Below are 22524 nucleotides of genomic sequence, written 5' to 3'. Positions count from 1 at the left end.
GCTCCCTAATTAAATGTTGTTATTGTTAACTTCTTTTTTAAGACGATTAATTTCTTCCGTTAACTTGTCGTCATTCTCTAAATTAGCAAATTGCTGATGTAAATTACCTGATTTATCTTTACCTAAATCCATGGCTTCTAATTCACTTTCGTATTTATCGAGTTTTTTCTCAAAACGTTCGAATTTAGAAAATGCATCTTCAATATCGGAGCGCTCGTTTTGGCGTTTGGTTTTGTAGCGAGCGCTGGTGGCTTCTTGGCGCATTTTTAAGGTTTTTTCTTTAGCTTTCGCATCATCAAGTTTTGACTGCAATTGTGAAATCTCAACATCCAGTTTGGTGAGATGCTCTTCCAAATTTTGCAAATCTTTTTCAATTAGCGCAATTTCATCTTTGATGATTTGTTTCTCAGACAACGCTGCTCGCGCTAAGTCTTCTCGATCTTTACTTAGTGCAAGTTTAGCGCGACGTTCCCACTCTTCAGAGTCGTCGTTCATGTTATCTAAGCGACGTTGAGCCGCTTTCTTGTCGGCAATAATGCGCGCACTTGAGCTTCTGACCTCAATTAAGGTTTCTTCCATCTCTGAGATCATCAAGCGGATCATTTTTTCTGGATCTTCCGCGCGATCGAGCATGCTGTTGATGTTGGCTTGTACTATGTCACTGAAGCGTGAAAAGATGCCCATGTGTTCTATCTCCTGAAAATTATGAGTAATTTCTGTCTTTCCTATTTTTGTATTCGATATATAGCTGACTTTGTGCCAATTTTGTTAACTGATTGATTTAAAAGGATTTGTTGGGTTTTTTTCAACTTGCTTTGATTTTCTCTCTAATTATTTGGTTAAATAAACCCAGTTCAAAACCAATATTTGGTGTTATTAGCCATGCAAGAAGATCGAAAACAACAATCCATTGGTCAAAGTCGTTATTATCTGGATGCCCTAGACCAAGCCTCTCGTTTGGCTACTCTTGATCGGCCTGTGTTGATACTGGGTGAGCGCGGATCTGGTAAAGAACTAATGGCTCACAGAACGCACTTCTTATCGCCTCGCTGGGAAGAACCCTTCATCAAAGTCAACTGTGCTGCGCTATCTGAAACACTGGTCGAATCCACCTTGTTTGGCCATGAAGCGGGATCATTTACCGGAGCGATTCGTTCGCAACCCGGATACTTCGAGCGAGTTGGTGAGGGCACGTTATTTTTAGACGAAATCGCAACTCTATCTTTGCGAATACAAGAAAAGCTTTTACGAGTCTTAGAATACGGAGAGTTCGAGCGATTGGGTGGCCAAAAAACCTTGGTAACCCGAGGTAGAATCATTGGTGCTACTCACGGTAATTTACATTCCATGGCAGAAAAGGGCGAGTTTCGAAACGACCTGTTGGATCGTATCGCTTTTGATGTAATTCATACGCCGCCATTGCGAGTGCGTGAGGACGATATTTTACTGTTGGCAGAACACTTTGCCGTAAGCTTTGTTCGTCAGCTGGACTGGGATTTTTTCCCGGGTTTTAGCGAAGCCGTGCAACAGCAATTATTACAGTATTCCTGGCCCGGAAATATTCGTGAACTTAAAAATGTTGTTGAGCGATCTTTATTTCGCTGTAAAAACCCTGAAGAACCAATATCTGAAATTAATCTTGATCCATTCCAATCGCCTTGGAAAAACACCAAAATCAATGCAGCAAATGATGTCGATTTAGCAAAAAGAAAAATTCAAGAATCTGAAAAGTCACAGAAAATAATTCAAGAAACAATACCTGAAAAAATTTCCGAAGAAAGCCTCAGAGATTTTAAAGGCAGAAGGGAAAATTGGGAAAAACAACAAATACTCGCAGCAATGGAATTGGCACAACATCACCAAGGCCGAGCCGCAAGTATTTTGGGGTTAAGCTACGATCAATTTCGCGTGCTTTGGAGAAGGTTTAACTAGAGTATTGGGACGACTATTGGGATTAATTTTTCTATGACGAGGATGCTTCCATCTGGATTTTCTAATCCATATGTTAAATCTAATTCGCAAGATCTTGTTCGGGTTCTGAAATCCTCAAAATCCACGTCACCAACTACAGAATTGAGGTATTCACATACTTCATTGCCACCACTGTTCGTATAGCAGTAGAGATCAAAATTACAACCAACTTCTTGCCTAAAACTCTCGCCTGTGAATGCTAGGCATTCGTCATCTTGCTTGAAGATAACGTCCCCCAAACTAGAAGTTTCTATTTGCCATACTTGATTTGAATTTTGTGTACAACTATTGAAATTAACTGTCCATCGGTAAGATGTTCGTTTGCGGATTAATGTTCTAGTGTCTGTACAAAATGATGTGCGCTCTGTTCTTTGTTCTTGATCTAAATTAGTTAAACATTGATCGAAAGAGTTTTTTAATCTTCCCTGCTCATATCTGAAGTGTTGGGTTAGATCTCCTGCGTCACAGGTTTTATAAATAAATCTATTTTCATCTGAGTTGACTGCGAGACAAGTGTTATCTACATCTATGCTGTGATAATTTTCATTCCTGTTGGATTGATCCAGATTTTGAGTAAAGTTTTCTGGGTTTATTTTCATCATAAATTCATTGGGTATTCGAACATTATTAGCAAGTGCGAGATTAGTTATCACCAGTGACGATAATATGATGATTTGAGAGCGTGTTTTCATTTTTCTATCCTGAATTCGAGGGTAATAACCTCCGCAATACTAGCGTTAGAGATAAGTTCTACAATCGCATTTAAGTTGTTTGTAGACACACTCAAGACTGAGATCTAAAGTCTTTTAAATGTTTTGGCGGGAAGTTGCTTTAAGACAGGAAATTTGGGGCGGCAAGCGCCTCGACATTATTTGAGGCGCTTTAGAGAAGGATTTATTTTAAAATAAATTTGAAGGTTTTTAAAAGTACGGCGGTTTAGTGTTTGTCATCTTTGTTTTTTCTGGCAGAGATATAGTCGGTGATGGCGAACAGTACGCCTGAGACCACAAAGGTCATATGGATGGCAATTTTCCAAGCAATTTCCTGATTAGTCGCAGATCCATCTACAAAGGCCTTTAGCAGTTCGATGGCAGAAATGGCCACAATGGCGCCAATGAGTTTCAGTTTTAGTTCTGAAAATCCGACTTTGCCCATCCAAGAAGGGCGATCTTCGTGATCGTAAAAATCAATTTTAGATACGAAGCTTTCGTAGCCGCTTAATATTATGATGAACAGTAGGCTTGCAATGAGTGTGGTATCAACCAAGGTTAGAATTGAAATAATAACATCGGCCGAGGTTAGACTTAGAAGTTGCGATGCAAGGACGTACAGCTCCTTCATAAATTTAACGAGCAAAGCAATGGTAGCGAGAATGAGACCGAGAAAAAATGGCGCCAATAACCAGCGGCTTCTAAATATGATGGCTTCAATAAACAGTTCAACAGCTTTCATTACTTAATTCCTAGTGCTTAGTTTTTAGCAACACAAAGATGTGCTGCCAATTTCAAAAACGGTGCGTGATTGAAATTCTGAATAAGTTGAAAATCGTCTTTTCAACTTTTCCTCTGATTAAATCATGGATGAGTTAGTCAGAGCTTCCAATGGTGTCATTTGTTAAGCACAAATGATTCCCATATCTTAGCTTTGTGCTGGTGATAAAGACTAATAAATCTTTATTCTATTCTCATGACGGTTTTGTTGGGATTTGTGCAAAATCGAGGCAAAAACAGCAGTTACTTTCGTGCAACTGCCGTTTGTTTTATTGGTAGATTTTTTTAAGATGGGATTTCGTTGCTTTTGGAGCAGGCTGCGGTAAACACAACGTCGGTAGAGCTGTTAAGTGCAGTTTCGGCGGAATCTTGAATAACGCTAATGACAAAGCCAATGGCGATGACTTGGCTCGCTACATCGCCACTGATACCGAAAAGATTACACGCTAAGGGAATCAACAATAGAGATCCACCTGCCACACCACTGGCGCCACAGGCTGATACCGCGGCGATTACACTCAGTAAAAGTGCTGAAATAAAGCTTACTTCAATGCCTAGAGTATTAACGGCGGCTAACGTCATTACGGTGATGGTGATTGCGGCACCGGCCATATTGACGTTAGCACCGAGCGGAATCGATACGGAATACAGTTCTTCGTCGAGTTTTAATCGGCGACACAATTCTAGGTTAACTGGAATATTGGCCGCAGAACTGCGGGTAAAAAACGCGGTAATTCCGCTTTCTTTTAAGCAGGTAAAAATCAATGGATAGGGATTGCGTTTCAGTTTTACAAAGACGATAAGTGGATTCACGATGAGTGCGACTATTAACATCGCTGCCAATAAAACGAACAGCAGATGGATAAAGTTAGTCATGGCTCCCAAGCCCGTTTGCGCCACGGTTTTACACACAAGGCCGAAAACGCCCAAGGGCGCGAAGCGAATAACCCAGCGGGTTAAGGTTGCGATGGCTTGTGCGCAGTCGCTAATGACTCTTTTGGTACTGTCTGCTGCCCCTTGAAGGGCAAAGCCAAGTGCTACTGCCCAAGCAACTAGGGCGATGTAGTTCCCTGTCACCAAGGCGTTATTGGGGTTGTCGACAATGCGAAACAGAAGGTTTCTAAGTACCTGTTGAACGTCACTGGGTGGATTGATATCACCGGCGGAGTTGTTTAGAACCAGTTCTGAAGGAAAGAGTAGGCTGAGAACTACGGCGATAAAGGCCGCGCTCAGGGTACCTATAATGTAGAGCGTTAGTATTGGTCCGAATTTAAGGCTGCTGTCTTTTGAGCGCGTGGCAATCGCCGTTAGTAATAGGGTGAATACCAGAATGGGGGCGACGGCACGCAGAGCACCAACAAACAATTCGCCCAATAACCCAAGGGCAATGCCGACGCTCGGCGCCAGACTGCCTATTACTGCTCCGAGCACGATGCCCGTTGCAATTAAAGCAATTAAATATCTGCTGAAAAATTCGCCTTTAGATGTCGCTTGGTGTTCCATGTTGTTCCTCGGTGTTGCACTGGGAACAACTAGGTCCCACCGCTAAATTTCAAATCGATTTTTGCGCAGCCATATGCACAAGGCGATTATTATGACACTTAAAACCGTATCACGAACAAGTACTGCTGCACCGTAAAAATAATATCGATCCATAAATCCGACAGGGTCGGAGGAAATTTCACTAAAGGCTTCGGTTTCGAACACGGGTAGGTGTGATAAAAACCAATCCAGAAGATTGTTTGAATGCAAAAATATGCGTTCGATAATTGAGATGATAAACAGCGGAAAGATCAACCATAAAAAGGGCGATCTTTTCGATACCGCCGATACCAACATGGCTATGGCTACCAAAGGAAAAAATTTTAGCGCTGTTAATCCCCACAAAACAAAGGGTGCAACAATAAAATCTACAAACACGTTTCTGTTGGGTTCAAGTTCTTCAATTAGGTTAAATCCTGAGCTCTCGATGAGGGTGTTATCAATAACTACGAGTACCACCATCAGTATCCAACCAATGGCCATAGAGACCATCGGAAACGAAACCATTCCAAAGGTAAACTTGGATAGAACCTGTTGGGTGTCGCTAACGGGTAGCGATTTCCAGAACAAAATGCTCGAATCTTTACGGTCGGAATATAAACAGCTTAGAAAGTAGAAGAATGCATTAAACCAACCCACGGCCATCAGCAGTTGTAGCACCGAGTCAATGCGAGCACCGCCGTTGGCTTCTACGTTAATTTCTACATTGAAGTCATCGTTTTCGTCGTCGGTATCTGACGTAGATGAGTTTTCATCGATGCTAAAATCGAGAATTTGCGGTTGCTGTGAGCTTTCAAACGGAATCGACGGTGTGGTTTCGATTTGAGCAAATTCACCTACTTGTGAAACTAAAATAATCAACAATGTGATGAGTACGGCGGGAATCGTGGGTAATAGAATTAACCAGGCTTTCGATTCCCAATACTCACGTTTTAGTTGCGCAATAAAGCTGGAAGTGTTCATGACTGTACTCCCTTGGCTGAATCTTGGGCGCATTTAGCGATGAACAAATTTGACAGGCTTGGTGTGTTCATTCTGCCTAAATTTGTGAGTAATTGTGGATCTGTGTCTTCAAAGGTAAAGATGGTATTGCCAAGATTTGAGCGCTCACGAATGGGGTTAAGCGCTTTTGCTTGTTGATAGTTATCGGAAGAAACCGTTAATTCAACGAATCGAGAGGCAATATCGTCCATCGCGACGTTTAACACCACTGAACCTTGGTTGATAAAAATAAGATCGGTAAGAATGGTTTCGATTTCTTCGACCTGGTGGGTAGTAATAATAATGGTGCGATCTTCTTCGAAAAAATCGTTTAATAATTGCTCGTAAAATTGCTGGCGATAAATAATATCCAAGCCAAGCGTTGGTTCATCCAATAACAGGAGCTTTGCTTCAACGGCAATAACCAAGGCTAAGTGCAATTGCGTCATCATGCCTTTAGATAAGGTTTTAACCTTTGCCGTTGGGCGAATATTGGTTTGAGATAAAAAGCGTTTGGCTTTTTCAATATTAAAATTCGGATGTACCTTGGCCATGTAATCGAGCAGCTGCTGAGTATTAATCCATTTCGGTAAAACAGCGGTATCGGCGATAAAGGCAACGTCTTTTAATAATTTAGATCGATCTGTATAGGGATTTAATCCCAAAACTTCGAGTTGACCTTTAAATTGAGAAAGACCCAGTAAACAGCGAATGGTTGAGGTTTTGCCGGCACCGTTTGGGCCAATTAAGCCAACAATGCGTCCGGGTTCAATATCAAGCTGCGGGATGTCGACTACTTGTGTGCGACCGTAATGCTTCTCCAGATTACGAATTTTTACGACCGGACTTGTCATTGTATTTCCTTAATCAGTTCGATCAATTCTTGCGGGGTAATATTCAACTGCTGCATCTTTTTGGCGAATTCGGGCAGTTGTTCTTGAATAAATCTGCTGCGTTCAAGCTTTTGCAATTGTTCCTGGGCGCCTGTCATCACACACATGCCACGGCCGCGTTTCATCTCTAAGACGCCTTCATCAACCTGTTCTTGATAGGCTTTACTCACGGTTAAATGATTGACTTGCGATTCGGTGGCTACTTGGCGAACTGAAGGAACAAATTCCCCTTCTTTGATTTGTCCGCTCATTACTAAAGCCGCAACACGATCCCTAAGTTGTCTATAAATAGGCTGTTGATCGTTCCAGTTTTCCTGCATTAATCTGCTCCAGCCTTAAAACGCGCGACGCACTAAGCCGGTACCGAAAATGCCCGAATCAATGTTGGGATTACCATAGTAGGTAACGGTGCCTGAACCGGAAGTGCTGACGTCTAAGTTTTCTAATACGTTAACCAAAGCGTTCGCAGAACCTGCGATGGCGATTTCTGCTTGATGCATGATGAGGTTGGCTGCATCAAACAAGCCCGACCCGGAAAGCGATATGGCAGAGGTCTCTACCTCGCCGACGTGATCGATATGAACTCCGGCGCTGCCAGAAATGTTGGTGCGCAGATGGTTGGCCTTCAGCTCAAATATGTTGACGTTGCCTGAGCCTGATACGGTGAGATTGACGTCGGTGCTGGTGAGTAATTCGCCCCAGATTTCGCCGGTACCATGACTGGTAATTTTGAGTTTTTGCGCAGATATTTTGCCCAACGATAATAATCCGGTACCCACAGACGCTAGGCTCAGTTTGTCGGCATTTAGAGACTCAATTTTGGTTTCTAATACATTTTCGAGGACGAGTTTTTCTAGATTTTTGATACCAATTTCTAGAGAGATCGGCAGGAGTGCATCGGTCTTGCTACCCAATGAAAGCACGTTGCCTTGAAATTGGCCGTCAATATTGGCAAGTGCCTGTGAAGGACCGGTGGCGGTTACGTATTCTTTGTCCCCCTGAATTAGCGTCACTTGGTAGAAGTCAGACACATCAATCTGATGAACCTCTGACAAGTTAAACGTTTTTTTGCCTTGATTGGCATCTTCAGCGTGTGCGGCGTTTGCGAACATAATTATCCACATCGTGAATGCAGCAAAACTCCACAACCAAATCAGCGAGCGGATGTGTTGGTGTTGTCGGTGAATCATTGGAAGCGATGTTGCGCTTAACATGTCATTGGCCCGAGTTAGTTGTAATGGTGTTATATATAACTATATCACCATTACGCAGAAGCTCAATAGCTTTTTTGTGTAAATCTTAGTCGCACAGAATTGAATTTTTGGTGTGAGTATTTACTATCGATAAAGTCTTTTATATGCAATGCTTTGAGGGTTTTAAACGGAGCTATTAATCGTTAAGGTGGGTGGTTTCTCAGGAGTTATTCACAAAAGTACTGGATAAAATACTCTCTTGTGAACAGCTAAGAGTAAGATCGAGTATTCGTTTCTACAGTCTGGTATTTGTCGCCAACGAAAGTCTTGCGCGAATTCGGTACTTGTTTTTATTTCTTGGTTAGACTTATACCAAATGTTCTACAAGTTGGGCGTTCTATGAAAATCGTTTCTTTTACTGATGCCAGAAATAGGCTTAAAGCAGTTTTAGATAGTGTTGTGGATGACGCAGATATCGTTGTAATTACTCGTCGTGACTCTGAAGATGCCGTAGTAATGTCGCTGGATTATTACAATAGCCTTATGGAAACGGTGCATTTGCTTCGTTCGCCTGCTAATGCTGAGCACTTAAATCGTTCAATTGCACAATTTAAAAATCGAAAAACAACTCATAGAGCGCTGATTGATGAGTAGTAGGCTTTCATCGTGAACTGATGAAATTTGGAACAGTTACATCTATTGGCAGACACAAGATAAGAAAACGTGAGAGGGCATCAACAAATTAATCGCTGATGCTCAACGCTCTTCGTTCGAAGGTAATGGCAAGCCAGAAGCGTTAAAAGAAAACCTCTCTGGCTTCTGGTCGCGTAGAATCGATGATACCAATCGTTTGGTTTATGCTGTGGACGATATCGCAATCACGATTATCTCGTGTAGGTACCACTACTGACGACTATAGGAACCTCTGGTTAACTCATCCCTGATTTAATCAAAGGACAGAAATTGAAAATGCGATTTCCAATTTCTTCACAATTTCAATCACTTACCGTTCTAGAAATTGGCGACACATTCTTGTGTCGCTGGAAACTCTGGGTTAATCAGAGCTTCCTATAAAAATTGAATATCAGAAAATATTCAATTCATCCCAAATACCATCGATTTTGTCTTTCACTGTTTGATCCATAGCGATTGCGGTGCCCCATTCGCGATTGGTTTCCCCTGGCCATTTATGAGTAGCATCCATTCCCATTTTTGAACCGAGACCCGAAACCGGAGAGGCAAAATCCAAATAATCGATTGGGGTGTTTTCAACAAGAGTGGTGTCGCGCGCTGGGTCCATTCGCGTGGTAATAGCCCAGATCACATCATTCCAATCCCGAGCATTGACGTCGTCATCGGTGACGATAACAAACTTCGTGTACATAAATTGGCGCAAAAACGACCAAACCCCCATCATCACACGCTTGGCATGGCCGGGATATTGTTTTTTCATGGTCACAACGGCGAGTCGGTAAGAGCAGCCTTCTGGCGGCAAATAAAAATCGACAATCTCGGGGAATTGCTTTTGCAAAATCGGAATAAACACTTCGTTAAGTGCCACGCCTAGCACCGCAGGTTCATCCGGTGGTCGACCGGTGTAGGTGCTGTGATAAATCGGATTTTTGCGATGGGTAATTCTGTCTACGGTAAACACCGGAAAAGAATCGACTTCGTTGTAGTAACCGGTATGGTCACCAAACGGGCCTTCGTCGGCCATTTCGCCGGGGGCAATATGGCCTTCCAGAATAAATTCCGCAGAAGCCGGTACTTGTAGATCATTACCGATACATTTCACCACTTCGGTTTTATCGCCACGTAATAAACCTGCAAACGCGTATTCGCTGAGCGTATCGGGAGCGGGCGTCACTGCGCCTAAAATAGTCGCTGGGTCGGCGCCGAGTGCGACTGACACCGGGAATGGCTGACCCGGATGTTCTATTTGCCAATCACGAAAATCGAGTGCGCCACCGCGATGGCTTAACCAGCGCATGATCAGCTTGTTTTTGCCAATCAATTGCATGCGATAAATACCCAGATTTTGTCGTTCCCTTTGAGTGCCACGAGTCACAACCAAAGGCCAAGTTACCAAGGGAGCCGCGTCACCCGGCCAGCAGGTTTGGATGGGCAGCTTGGTTAAATCGACCTGATCGCCTTCGAGTTTGATTTCTTGGCAAGGCGCCCGCGAGACTTCTTTTGGGCCCATATTCAACACTTGCTTGAAGATCGGCATCTTGCTCCAGGCGTCTTTCAAACCTTTTGGCGGTTCAGGTTCTTTCAAAAACGCCAGCAACTTACCCACTTCGCGCAAAGCTTCGACATCTTTTGCTCCCATTCCTAGAGCAACACGTTCGGGTGTACCAAACAAGTTGGCCAATACTGGAATATCACTGCCGACGGGATTTTCGAATAACAACGCCGGGCCACCGGCTCGCAGCGTGCGATCGGCGATTTCGGTCATTTCTAAATTGGGATCAATGGCGTGAGTGATGCGTTTGAGTAGGCCGCGTTTTTCGAGCAGGTCTAAGAAGTCTCGTAAGTCTTTGTATTTCAGGGCTTTATCGGTCATGAATACTTATCGTGCAATGAATGGCTGGGAAGTCAGGTACGTAACAAAACGAGTTTTGTATTGCTATTGTATCAGCGAGCGCTGTTAGACGTTCAGTAAGATTTGCAGATGAGAAGTGGTGAAAACCGGCCGAGAGCCGACCGGTTTAGTCTGATGCTTCGATTACTTACGTTTCATCGATAAGAAGAATTCATCGTTGGTTTTGAAGTTTTTCAACTTATCCACAAGGAATTCGGTTGCGGCAACATCTTCCATGTCGTGAAGAAGTTTGCGCAAAATCCATACGCGTTGTAGCTCGTCTTCTTTCATCAACAAGTCTTCGCGACGGGTGCCTGAGCGGCGTACATTGATCGCTGGGTAAACGCGCTTTTCGGCGATTTTACGATCAAGGTGTAATTCTTGGTTACCGGTACCTTTAAATTCTTCGAAGATAACTTCGTCCATTTTTGAGCCGGTATCGATCAACGCAGTAGCAACAATCGATAAGCTGCCGCCTTCTTCGATATTACGTGCAGCACCGAAGAAACGCTTAGGACGTTCAAGGGCGTGGGCATCAACACCACCGGTCAATACTTTACCGGATGAAGGCACAACGGTGTTGTAGGCACGTGCTAAACGGGTTACCGAGTCTAGAAGAATGACAACGTCTTTTTTGTGTTCGGTTAAGCGCTTGGCTTTTTCGATCACCATTTCGGCAACTTGTACGTGGCGTGAAGGTGGTTCGTCGAAGGTTGAGGCAACCACTTCGCCGCGCACCGAGCGCTGCATTTCGGTTACTTCTTCAGGACGTTCATCGATAAGAAGAACGATTAGATGGCATTCTGGGTTGTTACGGGTAATAGCCTGAGCGATGTTCTGCATCATGATGGTTTTACCGGCTTTCGGTGGCGCTACAATCAAGCCACGTTGACCTTTACCAATCGGCGCAATCAAGTCGATGATTCGACCCGTTAAATCTTCAGTTGAGCCATTACCGGCTTCTAAAACTAAACGTTGATCTGGGAATAAGGGTGTTAGGTTTTCAAACAATACTTTGTTGCGCAGTTTTTCCGGTTTGTCGAAGTTAATCTCATTAACTTTTAACAGAGCAAAGTAGCGCTCGCCGTCTTTAGGAGGACGAATCTTTCCTGCAATGGTGTCACCTGTGCGCAGGTTAAAGCGTCGGATTTGACTAGGAGAAACGTAGATATCGTCGGGACCGGCAAGGTAGGAGCTGTCTGCGGAGCGTAAAAAGCCGAAACCATCTTGAAGGATTTCAAGTACACCGTCGCCATAAATATCTTCTCCGCCTTTTGCGTGGCGCTTAAGAATGTTGAAGATGATGTCTTGTTTTCGCGACCGAGCCATGTTTTCGAGGCCCATCTCTGTTGCGATATTAATAAGTTCCTCGATGGGTTTCGTTTTTAGGTCTGTTAAATTCATAGGTAATTGAAGTCTTAGGGGTGGGCGCCGTACGAGCAAGTTCTCGATACGGATTGATTAACGATTGGTTTGTATAAACCGGTTAGTGAAAATTGTTCTGATAAAAAATTGTTTCAAAATTTGCGAATCGCATAAAAGGTATTTTAATTTTCGGCATTCATAGAAATTAACTTAGGAAATTCGACAAAACGAAGCAATTTGAGTTGCTCTTTCATAAACGTTAGGTCGTTAAGATTATCAATTGAGTCAATTAAATCCTTGACGCGAATGGCTTCGATAAAACACCAGTATTTTTGCGAGGTATAATTTTTTATGCCTAACGCTACGTGGTTTTCAGCGTTTATTTGAGTGTTTTACTGGCGTTACCGAGCGACTAAAACACGGCTAATTGTTCTTATTTACGCAATTGATTTTGATATAAAAAAATCAATTGAAATTTTCAAATGTTATAGCGTATTAATGTCTTTGACCTTAATACAAGGAACAACTGATTAACGGATAAATTAATCGGTCGTTCCAATAAATGTTTCGTAATCCAAAAGGGTTTATTGCATGTGATTTTATTGTTATGCAATAAACATAATTGGTCTTTATGTCGTTAATTTTAAATTGTATACCCGGTGCTCATTCAGTATGGCAAACATCTCGGAAAAGTTTGGAGGACATCAATAATCAGAGTCGATAGAAAGTATTCAAATGGAAATTAAGGCTTTCTAGGACGAAGGCATCACTCGGAATTTATGGGGAGTGTGCAGACCTGCAAACTTGAGGCAAGAGTATGACTGGGCAGAAACAAAACAAGTATAGCGATAAGTTCGGGCGAGTGCAAAACGGTGTTTTAAATTTCTTCAAAATTTTGATCACATTTTTGGTAATCAAAAGAATTTTCGGCCGGTTTGCACTGCTTCGCCCTTACGTATTACAGCGCGCTGTCGATAAAATCGATAAGCTGTTGCTTAGACAATGCACCCACTTTGGTAGCTTCTAAATTTCCGTTTTTGAAAATCATCAGCGTTGGAATGCCACGGATATTAAATTTAGAGGCGGTTTCTTTGTGCGCATCTACGTCCATTTTGCAGATGGTCACTTTACCGTCGTATACACCCACCAATTCTTCAAGAATGGGTGCAATCATTTTACAGGGACCACACCAGGTCGCCCAGAAGTCCACCAAAACAGGACCTTCTGCACCTAGGACTTGCTCTTCAAAAGTGTCGTCAGTGATCTGTAGGATCGCTTCACTCATGTTCTTGTCTCCGTTTAATTCTGTTTGCCCGTTGGCTAGATAGGGTAATAGGGCAGGGATGATAAGGACTGTAAGGCTCAAGGACAAGCGCTTAATCGTTCTTGTGCTAGGAGTTTTTTAAGTCACAGTCCATATTTTATGTTTGTTTAATTCTTCAGTGACTGTAAAAGGCGATTCTGCACGCCATCGTCTAAATCCCTCTTCGTTTGAGGGGTGTATTCACCATCACTACCTAACACCCAACTTTGGGATTTGTCTTCCAAATAGGCTTCCAAATCGTATAGCACACGGTTTGCCAAGCTGGATGATTGGATCGGAAAACAAACTTCAACACGTCGGTTGAGGTTGCGTTCCATCAAATCCGCCGAGCCACAATAAATGGAAGGTTGTGCATTTGCAAAGTAGTAGGTGCGAGTATGCTCTAAAAAGCGTCCGACAATGGATTTTACGCGAATGTTTTCCGACACGCCTGGAATACCTGGGCGTAAACAACACATGCCGCGAATGATCAAATCAATAGAAACGCCGTGTTGGCTGGCGCGGTACAGGGCATGAATGATGTCAGGCTCTGTTAGACCGTTCGCTTTCATAATAATTCGGGCTTTATTACCCGCATTAGCAGCCGTGATTTCTTGTTCGATCAGCTCAATTAATCCTGCTTTTAACGTAAATGGCGCATTTAGTACACGCTTTATACGCTCTATTTTGCCCATACCGGTTAATTGTTGGAAAACTTTGTGAACGTCCGCACAAATATCTTCGTCGGCCGTTAAAAGTGAATAATCGGTGTAAAGACGAGAAGTGCCAACGTGGTAGTTACCGGTACCCAAGTGCACATAACGGCGCAATTTTTTACCTTCGCGACGTACGATTAAAATCATTTTTGAGTGGGTTTTGTAGCCAACCACGCCATAAACCACAACAACGCCCGCAGCTTGTAATTCAGCGGCAAGGGCAAGGTTCTCTTCTTCATCGAAGCGTGCTCGCAATTCAACGACAGCGGTTACTTCCTTTCCATTTCGTGCTGCCTCTAGCAACGCATGTACGATCGGAGAATTGTCGCCGGTTCGATAGAGCGTTTGTTTAATCGCTAACACATCAGGGTCGACGGCCGCCTGACGAATGAGATCAATCACCGGTGTGAACGATTCAAACGGATGCATGAGCAGATAATCTTTTTTGGCAATAGAAGTAAACATGCTTTTTCGGTCGCGCAGACCTTTGGGGATACCCGGTGTAAACGACGGATAACTCAGGTCGGGGCGATTGACTAAGCTTGGAATGCGCATCAGTCTTTTTAGATTTACTGGGCCGTTCACTTGATAAAGATTGCTGCGATCGAGCTTGGTTTTTTCTAACAAAATATCAATCAGCGCGTCGGGGCAATCGTCGGCCACTTCAAGGCGAATGGCGCGACCAAATCGACGTGACGCCAATTCGCCTCTTAACGCCAAGGCTAGGTCGGCAACACCCTCCATATCCACATCCAAATCGGCGTTGCGTGTAATACGAAATTGATAGCAGCCTTTAACCGTCATGCCCGGAAATAACGAATCAACATGGGCGTGAATCATTGACGATAAAAACACGAAGTTGTCGCCACCTTCGCACAGCTCATCCGGTATGCGAATAACGCGATCGAGAGATCTCGGCGCGGGCACAATTGCTAAACCGGTTTCGCGACCAAAGGCGTCTTTGCCTTCAAGAGAGACAATGAAGTTCAAACTCTTGTTAACCAGCAACGGAAACGGGTGTGCGGGATCGAGTCCAATGGGACTGCTAACGGGGATGATGTTTTCTTTGAAGAAGGTTTTTACCCAGTCTTTTTGAGCATCAGACCAATCACCTCGGCGAACAAAATGAATGTTTTCTTTTTGCATCTCCGGGATAAGTTGTTCATTCAAAATTTTGTACTGCTGTTCAACCAGTGGGTGACACATTTCGCTAATTTTGTGCAACACCTCTTCTGGCGGTAAACCGTCAAGGCCAGCACGTTCTTGTTCTAAATCGATACGCGAGAATAGTCCCGATACTCGGATTTCGAAAAATTCATCCAAGTTGGAGCTGAAAATAAGCAAAAATTTGAGTCGCTCCAACAGAGGATGACCATAATCGAGAGCCTGTAATAAAACCCGCTGGTTAAATTTCAGATGACTGATTTCTCGATTGATGTAGAAATCTGGATTATTTAAAGATATTGGCTGAGTGTCTGGATCTTTTTTACTAGCTTGGTCTTGTGACATGGGTTGACTATCTTCTAAGAGCCGTTAGCCACTAATGCAATTGGCTAAACAATTTGCTGGAATTCGTTTTCATAGGTATTTGGCTGATTCAAGTTAACCACATCGGTAATCGAGCTGTTACGCCAAATTTGATAACACTAATTTATTGAAGTTTTCGAAAAATTGAAACTCGCAGAATCAATTTCTTCATATTCATTGAATGATTAAAGAACATTAAAAGTTTAGCCAATGCGTATGACATATTAAGGTCAGAATAAACGGTTATTGATATTGTCGCGAGCAATAAATCGTGTTGAGAAATTTTCCCGATGAACTATGAGGCTTGTCTAAAATAGTTGGCGAACACGGCCATATTCGCTAACTGCAAATCAACTCAGGCTTTTGATTCTGAAGTTTCAATCTCTAATTCATGTATGGCCGTCAACAAACTTTGCATCGACATAGGTTTGGTCAGATAGTAGTTCATGCCCGAGGCAAACACGGCTGTTTGGTGTTCGGCCAAAACGTGGGCCGTCAATGCAATGATGGTAATTGGGACCCGTTGATTTTCGCGTTCAAATTCGCGAATCAAACGCGCCGCTTGAAAGCCGTCCATTTCAGGCATTTCACAATCCATTAAGATCATGTCAAAAGGTACTGGCGCATTTATTACCGCGTCAACGGCAAGTCGACCATTTTCCACAACGGTAGGAATCGCCTTTAGCTTTTTCAACATACCTTTTATAACCATTTGATTCACCGAATTATCTTCGGCGACCAAGACTTTTAAACCGGAAATAAATTCTGACGTTTTGGTGACGGGCTTTGGCGTATTCTTGGATTTAAATGAGCTTTGTTTGCCAGAAAGAATATCAAATAACGAATGCTCAAGCTGATTCAGCATCAAGGGCTTGGGTAGCTGCGCTTCTAGCGACAAAAAAGTACTTTGTTCAATTTGCGAAAAGATTTCGTTTACCCATTGGTTCTTCTGCGGCTGACTAATACTCACCGAAGAAATGGTAATGATCGGTATTGGCTTTGGCGCTCGCGAAAATTGTTTGAGCGAATTTAACAATTTTTGAAAATGTTCTTGAGTGGTTAGCTCAGTGAACGGTTTGGCTAAACTATTTTCTAAATAGCGATTAATATCGATAATAATAACGTCTACATTATTTGTAGCATTTAAATCATTTAGGCTGAAGTAGTTGCGGTTACTTTTCCAGTAATCAAATTTTCGAGTAATAATTTCTTGATAAAAATCGGTAATGCCTAAAAACAAGATGGAGTTTTGAGTTTTCCATTTTGATAAATCATCGGGATTAAAGACTTGGTTTTTGAGGAGTAAGGGGTTGACGTCTAATTGGATGTGAAATTTTATTTGTGTGCCTCTGGGGTGATTTATACAGGCGGCAATGTCGCCATTCATCATCTCGACCAGATGTTTGCAAATGGCTAAACCTAAGCCGGTGCCGCCGTATTTTCGGGTCGTACTATTGTCACCCTGCTGGAAGGGTTCAAACAATAATTTGGCTTGATCTAGGTTAATACCAGTACCCGAGTCTTCTACCGAAAAGTGAATGTCATATTCATGTTGTTGTTTTGATTTCAGCGATACATCCAAAAATACGTAGCCACGTTCGGTAAACTTTAAGGCATTGCTGATTAAATTATTCAGAATTTGTCGTATCCGTGTAGGATCGCCCAAATAATGGCTGGGAATATCCGGGGCAATTCGCGATATTAATTCAATATTTTTATGACTGGCTTGGCGAGCGAAGAGTTGTAAGCAGTCGTTAATAACTTCTTCTAATGAAAATTCAATATGCTCTAAGTGAAGTTTATTGGCTTCGATTTTAGAGTAGTCAAGAATGTCATTGATGATGGTTAATAAACTGTTGCCTGATCGATAAATAACATCGAGTTGCTTTTTTTGTTCGCGATCTAATGGGGAGTCTTTTAACAGCTCAATCATGCCGAGCACGCCGTTCATTGGGGTGCGTATTTCGTGGCTCATGGTTGCTAAAAAATGGCTTTTTGCGCGGTTTTCGGCTTCGGCGATGGTTTTTTGTTTGCGCGATTCGATTTTCTCTAAGGTTTCTAGACGCAGTTTTTCTTCCATGATTTGTCGGCGTTCAATGTCTTGCAGCAGTGTTTCGCGCATAGTGTTGAAGGCTTCGACGATGTTATCGAGTTCATCGGTATGTTTGTGGTGAACTCGATTGAGTTTCAGCGGTGATTCTAAGTTATTTAAATTAACGCGCTTTGCAAACTCGGCGATAGACTCCATGTGCCGGGTTAGCAGCTTACGAATGAGCAGTAACAACAGCAGCGCAATAACAAAGGTTTGAATCCCCTGGAATAATGCGGTCACGCCCGTGCGTTGAATAAGGTTGTGTTTTAACCGAGCTAAGCTTGCGGTGACTTGCAGCTGACCCAGACTTTGTTCGGTGAGATTTTTCTCTCGATACACCAAATCGTAGGTTTTTATCAGCAAATCGGAATCATTAAATTGCTGTAGGCTGATTCCCGAGACGATCTCGCGCTGTTGTTTATTCCAATCCGTCCACACTACTTTCGCCTGAATAACATCTTCGACATCCAGTAGGCTATTAACTTGGATGATCAGCTGTTCTTCATCGAAGGACCAAAGACTACTGGTGATGCTTGGCAACAGGCTGATTTTGACTTGGTCAATACGTTTGTTAAGAAGTGAGAGGTCGTTTTGGTAGCCGATGTAGACGCTAATTAAGGTGGCCGCAAGAGCGATAGCCGTAGTGATGAGAATGACCAACGACAGCAATCGATAGGCAATCGAGTTTTTGAATTTATGAACAAATTTCTGCCGATCGATCATGACATCACAGTTTCTCGGTTTTCCGTGCAATCCATTTCATCGATTATCTTAGCAGCTTTGCTGGCGAATTTGGGCTTGGTTTTTTTGTACTGATTTGATCCAAATTATTGTGCGTGGTGTTCTGGTGGAGCTGCGGCCTACAAGAAGTAATCCAACGTGTTGTTCAAATATTTAAGCCCCAGATCCGTAGGTTTTATGGTCTCGGCACCCGAACGATCGACAATTTCGATCAATCCCTTGTTAATAGGCGCGGTTAGATTCAGTTTGTTGAGGTCGAGTCCCGTTCTGTCTTGGTATAAGGAGACATCCACACCCTCGACCAGACGTAAACTATTCATAAAAAACTCTAAGGGCAATTCGTCTTTCGACACAATTTTTTGGTTAGCGGTAAACCCGAGCAAAGAATCTTTTTTGAGATAGTCTGCCGGAAGACGCGTTTTCCAGTAGCGCTCAATAGTATTTTGTTCAGTATGGGTGATCTTGCCGTGAGCGCCTGCGCCAATAGCAAGGTAATCGCCAAACTGCCAATAATTTAGATTGTGCTTTGATCGGCTCGACGGGCTTTTCGCGTAGGCAGAGATCTCGTATTGCTGGTAGCCGTGTTCTTGCAAGCGAGCCAAGCCGAATTCTTGAATATCCGCGAGGCAATCTTCTTCGGGTAGTTGTGGTGGGCGGGAATAAAACTCGGTGTTGGCTTCGATGGTTAATTGGTACCAAGACAGATGATCCGGCTCAAAGCTTGCTGCCATATCGATATCACGAAGTGCCTGCTCGACGGTTTGACCCGATAAACCATGCATTAAATCGAGATTAAGACGCGTAAAACCCGCCTGTTTTGCCATCTCGATGGCTCGCTGAGCGTCGGTATCGTTATGAATGCGACCGAGTTTGATGAGATGCTCAGGTTGAAATGATTGAATGCCAATCGAGAGGCGATTCACGCCCGCGCGAAAAAAATCCGCGAATTTGGCCTGCTCTGCGGTTCCCGGATTAGCCTCAAGGGTAATCTCAATAGAGTCGTCGAAGCCAATCATACGCTCGGCTTGCTCAATAATTGTGCCGATGGTTTTGGCAGTGAATAAACTCGGTGTGCCACCGCCAAAAAAGATACTCGAAATCTTTCGGCCGTAAGCATATTGCCGCTCCAGAGTTAAATCGTCCAAAAGCTTAGTAAGATATTCTTGCTCGGGAATCTCATTGCCACCGGCGTGGGAGTTAAAGTCGCAGTAAGGGCATTTGCGTACACACCAAGGAATGTGAACGTACAGGGCCAACGGAGGCAGGGCAAGTTTAGTCACAGTACTTATTGCGCCTTAAGTTCAGCCAGTAATTTTTGCAAAGCGATGGCTCTATGGCTTATGGCACTTTTTTGTTCTTTGCTGAGCTGCGCGGCTGCGCAACCGTGCGTTGGCACCCAAAATACCGGGTCGTAACCAAAACCAAAATCACCTTGTGGCGCACGTAAAATTTCACCATGCCATTGGCCGCAAACGACCGTTGGTGTTGGGTCTTGCCAGTGCGTCACCAAGGCCAAGGCGCAAACAAAGTGAGCGCTGCGATCAGTTTCATCGCTCAATTCTGCAAGCAGTTTTTGATTATTCTCAGAGTCGCCACCGCCGCTGTATCTGGCCGATCGAATTCCGGGAGCGCCGTTTAATGCAGCTACACACAGGCCCGAATCGTCGGCCAGTGCGGCCAAGCCAGAAATTTTAGATGCATGACGGGCTTTGATGAGAGCGTTTTCGATAAAGCTCAGACCGGTTTCGTCAGCGTCGGCAATGTTAAATTCCGACTGTGCTAACACGTTTACATTGAACGGGGACAGCAGTAGAGATAACTCTTTCAACTTGCCAGCATTGGTGCTGGCAAGGACGAGCTTTTCAGGCAGTTTAAGCATATTCACTATTGAGATTTATAGAGTTTTTTATTGAATTGAACGCGAATTGCCTTGTCGTGGCCTTCGGGTGTGACCTTCAAATAAAAATTGTAGATTTCTTCGTCGAGGTGTCGAACCGGCGCTATGTAGTAGACCGTGTTGCCTTCGTTGATGGTTTTAAATTCAAGAGTTTGCGACTGCTGAAGCAGGTTGGATGCTTCACCCTCGATCGAAGCGGGAATACCCAGCGATTCGGTTTCTTTGCCATCAACGGTGACGACTACGTTGAGCAGTGCTCGATCGGCGCCACGAATTAATCCGTATTGCTCGGCGATATCGGGTTTGATGAACTCACTGGGAAACACACTGTAGACGATCTTGTAACCGTCTTCTGTCACAGAGCGTTCGTCGGCCGCTTGGCTCGATGCCGATGCCATAAGCAAGCTGAGCAGTGCAGTGCCAAGCCCTGCAATCCAGAATGTACGATGTGTGTGACGGTTTAACATGATGAATGTCCTCGTGACTAACTCAAATGATAGATCGCGGTTTCGCCAAACAGATTGGGCAGAACCTGCGAGCCAAATTGGTCGATGCTGTTATCGGTTACCACTTGGCGATGAAGCACTTTGATGTTCTTTTGGCGGCAGAGTATTTCAAAGTCTTTGAAGGTACAAAAGTGGATGTTGGGTGTGTTGTACCATTCATAGGGCAAAAAGTCGGAAACCGGCATCTTGCCTTGCAATGCCAAATATAAGCGCGCGCGCCAATGACCAAAGTTTGGAAATGTCACTATGCATTCTTTACCAATGCGTAACATTTCGTTGAGCAATAGATCTGGATAGCGCATGGTTTGCAGTGCTTGGGTCATGATGACCGTATCAAAACTGGCGTCGGCAAAATTTTGCAGGCTGCGCTCATCAAGATCGTGTTCGATAACGTTTACGTCTTTATCGATACATTGGTTGATATGATCTTCGTCGATTTCCAAGCCATATCCAAAGATGGATTTGTCTTGGGTCAGTTGCGCGAGCAGCGTACCGTCGCCGCATCCTAGATCGAGCACACGACTGTTGGGAGAGACCCAGTTGGCAATAATGTCTAAATCAATTCTCATCGCTTAGACCTCAATTCGTTTTAAATAGCGTGAAAATACCTGCTGATAGCGCTCGTTCGGTACCAAAAAGGCGTCATGACCATGGCTGGATTCGATTTCGGCGTACACCACGGGTTTTTGTGCCGCGATTAGTGCATCGGCGATTTCTCGGGAGCGTTCGGGCGAGAAGCGCCAATCGCTGGAAAAAGAGATGACTAGATACTTACAGCGAGCTTCGGCAAACGCCTTTGCTGGATCGTTTTCATATTCACGACTCAAGTCGAAGTAATCCAAGGCCCGGGTCATAAGAATGTAAGTGTTAGCGTCGAAGGTTCCGGAGAATTGTTCGCCTTGATACTTCAGGTAGCTTTCAATTTGAAACTCAACCAACTCTTCATTGCCCAGCTCGAAGTTGCCGCTTTTTAACTCACGCCCAAATTTCTCGCCCATACCATCGCCAGATAAGTAAGTGATATGGCCGATCATACGAGCTACCGCCAAACCTTGCTTGGGATAGGTGTTGTGCTTTAAGTAGTGGCCGTCTTTGAAGTCTGGATCGGACGTAATTGCCTGTCGTGCGGTCTCGTTAAATGCGATATTTTGCGCGGAAAGCTTCATCGCCGAGGCAATAACAACGCAGTGGCGCAACCGGTTTGGATATTCCAGTGACCAGCGCATGGCCTGCATGCCACCAAGACTGCCGCCAATCACTGCGGCCCAGCATTCAATGCCTAAAACGTCTGCTAATTTTGCCTGACTGTGAACCCAATCGCGTACCCTAAGTCGTGGAAAGTCTGCCCCCCACACTTCGCCCGTTTTGGGATTGATACTGGTTGGCCCGGTTGAACCATGGCAGCCGCCAAGATTATTGAGACTCACCACAAAAAAGCGGCTGGTATCTATGGGTTTTCCGGGGCCAATATAGTTGTCCCACCAACCTGGCTTTTTCTCGTCATTGCTGTGAAAACCAGCAGCGTGATGGTGGCCGGATAGGGCATGACAAATAAGAATCGCATTGCTGGCGGCTGCGTTTAATTCACCGTAGGTTTCATAAACCAGTTCATATTCTTCAAGGGTTTGGCCGCTGGCAAGGGTGAGAGGTTCGGTAAACCTATGGCGTTTAGGTTGCACAATTCCCACAGAGTCTGTGGGTAAAGGTTTGGTCATGAGGTGGG

At 43.9% G+C, this 22524-nt stretch carries 21 protein-coding genes; 3 read left to right on the top strand and 18 right to left on the bottom strand.

Annotation, left to right across the window (positions count from 1 at the left end; all coding sequences use genetic code 11):
- Window positions 1-9 precede the first annotated feature (9 nt).
- Window positions 10-684: a phage shock protein PspA gene (gene pspA, locus ACYQ2C_RS05425; RefSeq protein WP_460047281.1), complete on the bottom strand. Its 675-nt coding sequence runs from the start codon at window positions 682-684 to the stop codon at window positions 10-12.
- Window positions 685-882: 198 nt separating this feature from the next.
- Here pspA and pspF point away from each other — a divergent pair, with 198 nt between their 5' ends.
- Window positions 883-1932: a phage shock protein operon transcriptional activator gene (pspF, locus tag ACYQ2C_RS05420; RefSeq protein WP_460100524.1), complete on the top strand. Its 1050-nt coding sequence runs from the start codon at window positions 883-885 to the stop codon at window positions 1930-1932.
- Here pspF and ACYQ2C_RS05415 read toward each other — a convergent pair.
- The 7 genes from ACYQ2C_RS05415 to ACYQ2C_RS05385 all read right to left on the bottom strand — a co-directional run bounded on the left by ACYQ2C_RS05415 (window position 1929) and on the right by ACYQ2C_RS05385 (window position 8091).
- The gene (locus ACYQ2C_RS05415) at window positions 1929-2663 is read right to left on the bottom strand and encodes a hypothetical protein (protein ID WP_460100527.1); all 735 of its coding nucleotides are present in this window, start codon (window positions 2661-2663) and stop codon (window positions 1929-1931) included. The genes pspF and ACYQ2C_RS05415 overlap by 4 nt on opposite strands.
- A 244-nt stretch (window positions 2664-2907) precedes the next feature.
- Window positions 2908-3423: a TIGR00645 family protein gene (locus ACYQ2C_RS05410; protein WP_460047284.1), complete on the bottom strand. Its 516-nt coding sequence runs from the start codon at window positions 3421-3423 to the stop codon at window positions 2908-2910.
- A 323-nt stretch (window positions 3424-3746) separates the two neighbouring features.
- Entirely contained in the window at window positions 3747-4964 is a 1218-nt protein-coding gene (gene sstT, locus ACYQ2C_RS05405; protein ID WP_460047285.1) for a serine/threonine transporter SstT, read from the bottom strand.
- A gap of 42 nt (window positions 4965-5006) precedes the next feature.
- A complete protein-coding gene (locus tag ACYQ2C_RS05400) occupies window positions 5007-5966 on the bottom strand; it encodes a hypothetical protein (RefSeq protein ID WP_460100530.1) in 960 nt (319 codons plus the stop codon).
- Window positions 5963-6838: an ABC transporter ATP-binding protein gene (locus tag ACYQ2C_RS05395; protein WP_460100533.1), complete on the bottom strand. Its 876-nt coding sequence runs from the start codon at window positions 6836-6838 to the stop codon at window positions 5963-5965. The genes ACYQ2C_RS05400 and ACYQ2C_RS05395 overlap by 4 nt, the downstream gene beginning before the upstream one ends.
- Window positions 6835-7197 carry a GntR family transcriptional regulator gene (locus ACYQ2C_RS05390; protein WP_460100536.1) on the bottom strand — a complete coding sequence of 121 codons (363 nt, stop codon included), beginning with the start codon at window positions 7195-7197 and terminating at the stop codon, window positions 6835-6837. Before ACYQ2C_RS05390 ends, ACYQ2C_RS05395 begins: the two co-directional genes overlap by 4 nt.
- Before the next feature lie 15 nt (window positions 7198-7212).
- Entirely contained in the window at window positions 7213-8091 is an 879-nt protein-coding gene (locus ACYQ2C_RS05385) for a GIN domain-containing protein (protein WP_460100539.1), read from the bottom strand.
- 378 nt (window positions 8092-8469) lie between these two features.
- On the opposite strand from ACYQ2C_RS05385, the gene ACYQ2C_RS05380 reads away from it, so the two are divergent.
- Complete coding sequence (locus tag ACYQ2C_RS05380; protein WP_460100542.1) at window positions 8470-8724, top strand: type II toxin-antitoxin system Phd/YefM family antitoxin; 255 nt, start codon at window positions 8470-8472, stop codon at window positions 8722-8724.
- A gap of 79 nt (window positions 8725-8803) precedes the next feature.
- Window positions 8804-8980 carry a Txe/YoeB family addiction module toxin gene (locus tag ACYQ2C_RS05375; RefSeq protein WP_460115646.1) on the top strand — a complete coding sequence of 59 codons (177 nt, stop codon included), beginning with the start codon at window positions 8804-8806 and terminating at the stop codon, window positions 8978-8980.
- A 174-nt stretch (window positions 8981-9154) separates the two neighbouring features.
- On the opposite strand, the gene ubiD is transcribed toward ACYQ2C_RS05375, so the two are convergent.
- The 10 genes from ubiD to metX form a co-directional block, all read right to left on the bottom strand.
- Window positions 9155-10636 (bottom strand): 4-hydroxy-3-polyprenylbenzoate decarboxylase, encoded by a 1482-nt coding sequence (gene ubiD / locus ACYQ2C_RS05370; RefSeq protein WP_460100544.1) that lies wholly within the window; start codon window positions 10634-10636, stop codon window positions 9155-9157.
- A 162-nt stretch (window positions 10637-10798) separates the two neighbouring features.
- On the bottom strand, window positions 10799-12058 hold the full coding sequence (rho, locus tag ACYQ2C_RS05365; RefSeq protein ID WP_460047292.1) for a transcription termination factor Rho: 1260 nt from the start codon (window positions 12056-12058) through the stop codon (window positions 10799-10801).
- 919 nt (window positions 12059-12977) lie between these two features.
- Window positions 12978-13304 (bottom strand): thioredoxin TrxA, encoded by a 327-nt coding sequence (gene trxA / locus ACYQ2C_RS05360; RefSeq protein ID WP_460047293.1) that lies wholly within the window; start codon window positions 13302-13304, stop codon window positions 12978-12980.
- Between the two features lie 146 nt (window positions 13305-13450).
- On the bottom strand, window positions 13451-15547 hold the full coding sequence (gene ppk1 / locus ACYQ2C_RS05355; protein WP_460100548.1) for a polyphosphate kinase 1: 2097 nt from the start codon (window positions 15545-15547) through the stop codon (window positions 13451-13453).
- Between the two features lie 373 nt (window positions 15548-15920).
- Window positions 15921-18380: a hybrid sensor histidine kinase/response regulator gene (locus tag ACYQ2C_RS05350; RefSeq protein WP_460100551.1), complete on the bottom strand. Its 2460-nt coding sequence runs from the start codon at window positions 18378-18380 to the stop codon at window positions 15921-15923.
- A gap of 137 nt (window positions 18381-18517) precedes the next feature.
- Window positions 18518-19678, bottom strand: coding sequence for a radical SAM family heme chaperone HemW (gene hemW / locus ACYQ2C_RS05345; protein ID WP_460100554.1), 1161 nt, complete (start codon window positions 19676-19678; stop codon window positions 18518-18520).
- Between the two features lie 5 nt (window positions 19679-19683).
- A complete protein-coding gene (rdgB, locus tag ACYQ2C_RS05340; RefSeq protein WP_460100556.1) occupies window positions 19684-20277 on the bottom strand; it encodes an RdgB/HAM1 family non-canonical purine NTP pyrophosphatase in 594 nt (197 codons plus the stop codon).
- 5 nt (window positions 20278-20282) lie between these two features.
- Window positions 20283-20762: a DUF4426 domain-containing protein gene (locus ACYQ2C_RS05335; protein ID WP_460047298.1), complete on the bottom strand. Its 480-nt coding sequence runs from the start codon at window positions 20760-20762 to the stop codon at window positions 20283-20285.
- Window positions 20763-20779: 17 nt separating this feature from the next.
- Window positions 20780-21370, bottom strand: a complete 591-nt coding sequence (gene metW, locus ACYQ2C_RS05330) for a methionine biosynthesis protein MetW (protein ID WP_460047299.1) — start codon at window positions 21368-21370, stop codon at window positions 20780-20782.
- A 3-nt stretch (window positions 21371-21373) separates the two neighbouring features.
- Window positions 21374-22516, bottom strand: a complete 1143-nt coding sequence (metX, locus tag ACYQ2C_RS05325; protein ID WP_460100561.1) for a homoserine O-succinyltransferase MetX — start codon at window positions 22514-22516, stop codon at window positions 21374-21376.
- Window positions 22517-22524: the final 8 nt, after the last annotated feature.

The sequence above is a fragment of the Sessilibacter sp. MAH3 genome (genome assembly GCF_054658275.1).
The sequence above is the reverse complement of the archived record's forward strand: the minus strand, read 5'-3'. Positions and strand labels throughout refer to the sequence as shown.

Coding starts and splice junctions, on each gene's coding strand:
- ACYQ2C_RS05350 (WP_460100551.1), bottom strand. CDS start 18,380: ATGATCGATCGGCAGAAATTTGTTCATAAATTCAAAAACTCGATTGCC.
- metW (WP_460047299.1), bottom strand. CDS start 21,370: ATGAGAATTGATTTAGACATTATTGCCAACTGGGTCTCTCCCAACAGT.
- ppk1 (WP_460100548.1), bottom strand. CDS start 15,547: ATGTCACAAGACCAAGCTAGTAAAAAAGATCCAGACACTCAGCCAATA.
- pspA (WP_460047281.1), bottom strand. CDS start 684: ATGGGCATCTTTTCACGCTTCAGTGACATAGTACAAGCCAACATCAAC.
- sstT (WP_460047285.1), bottom strand. CDS start 4,964: ATGGAACACCAAGCGACATCTAAAGGCGAATTTTTCAGCAGATATTTA.
- rho (WP_460047292.1), bottom strand. CDS start 12,058: ATGAATTTAACAGACCTAAAAACGAAACCCATCGAGGAACTTATTAAT.
- ACYQ2C_RS05415 (WP_460100527.1), bottom strand. CDS start 2,663: ATGAAAACACGCTCTCAAATCATCATATTATCGTCACTGGTGATAACT.
- ACYQ2C_RS05390 (WP_460100536.1), bottom strand. CDS start 7,197: ATGCAGGAAAACTGGAACGATCAACAGCCTATTTATAGACAACTTAGG.
- rdgB (WP_460100556.1), bottom strand. CDS start 20,277: ATGCTTAAACTGCCTGAAAAGCTCGTCCTTGCCAGCACCAATGCTGGC.
- ACYQ2C_RS05410 (WP_460047284.1), bottom strand. CDS start 3,423: ATGAAAGCTGTTGAACTGTTTATTGAAGCCATCATATTTAGAAGCCGC.
- metX (WP_460100561.1), bottom strand. CDS start 22,516: ATGACCAAACCTTTACCCACAGACTCTGTGGGAATTGTGCAACCTAAA.
- ACYQ2C_RS05335 (WP_460047298.1), bottom strand. CDS start 20,762: ATGTTAAACCGTCACACACATCGTACATTCTGGATTGCAGGGCTTGGC.
- trxA (WP_460047293.1), bottom strand. CDS start 13,304: ATGAGTGAAGCGATCCTACAGATCACTGACGACACTTTTGAAGAGCAA.
- ubiD (WP_460100544.1), bottom strand. CDS start 10,636: ATGACCGATAAAGCCCTGAAATACAAAGACTTACGAGACTTCTTAGAC.
- ACYQ2C_RS05380 (WP_460100542.1), top strand. CDS start 8,470: ATGAAAATCGTTTCTTTTACTGATGCCAGAAATAGGCTTAAAGCAGTT.
- ACYQ2C_RS05385 (WP_460100539.1), bottom strand. CDS start 8,091: ATGTTAAGCGCAACATCGCTTCCAATGATTCACCGACAACACCAACAC.
- pspF (WP_460100524.1), top strand. CDS start 883: ATGCAAGAAGATCGAAAACAACAATCCATTGGTCAAAGTCGTTATTAT.
- ACYQ2C_RS05395 (WP_460100533.1), bottom strand. CDS start 6,838: ATGACAAGTCCGGTCGTAAAAATTCGTAATCTGGAGAAGCATTACGGT.
- ACYQ2C_RS05400 (WP_460100530.1), bottom strand. CDS start 5,966: ATGAACACTTCCAGCTTTATTGCGCAACTAAAACGTGAGTATTGGGAA.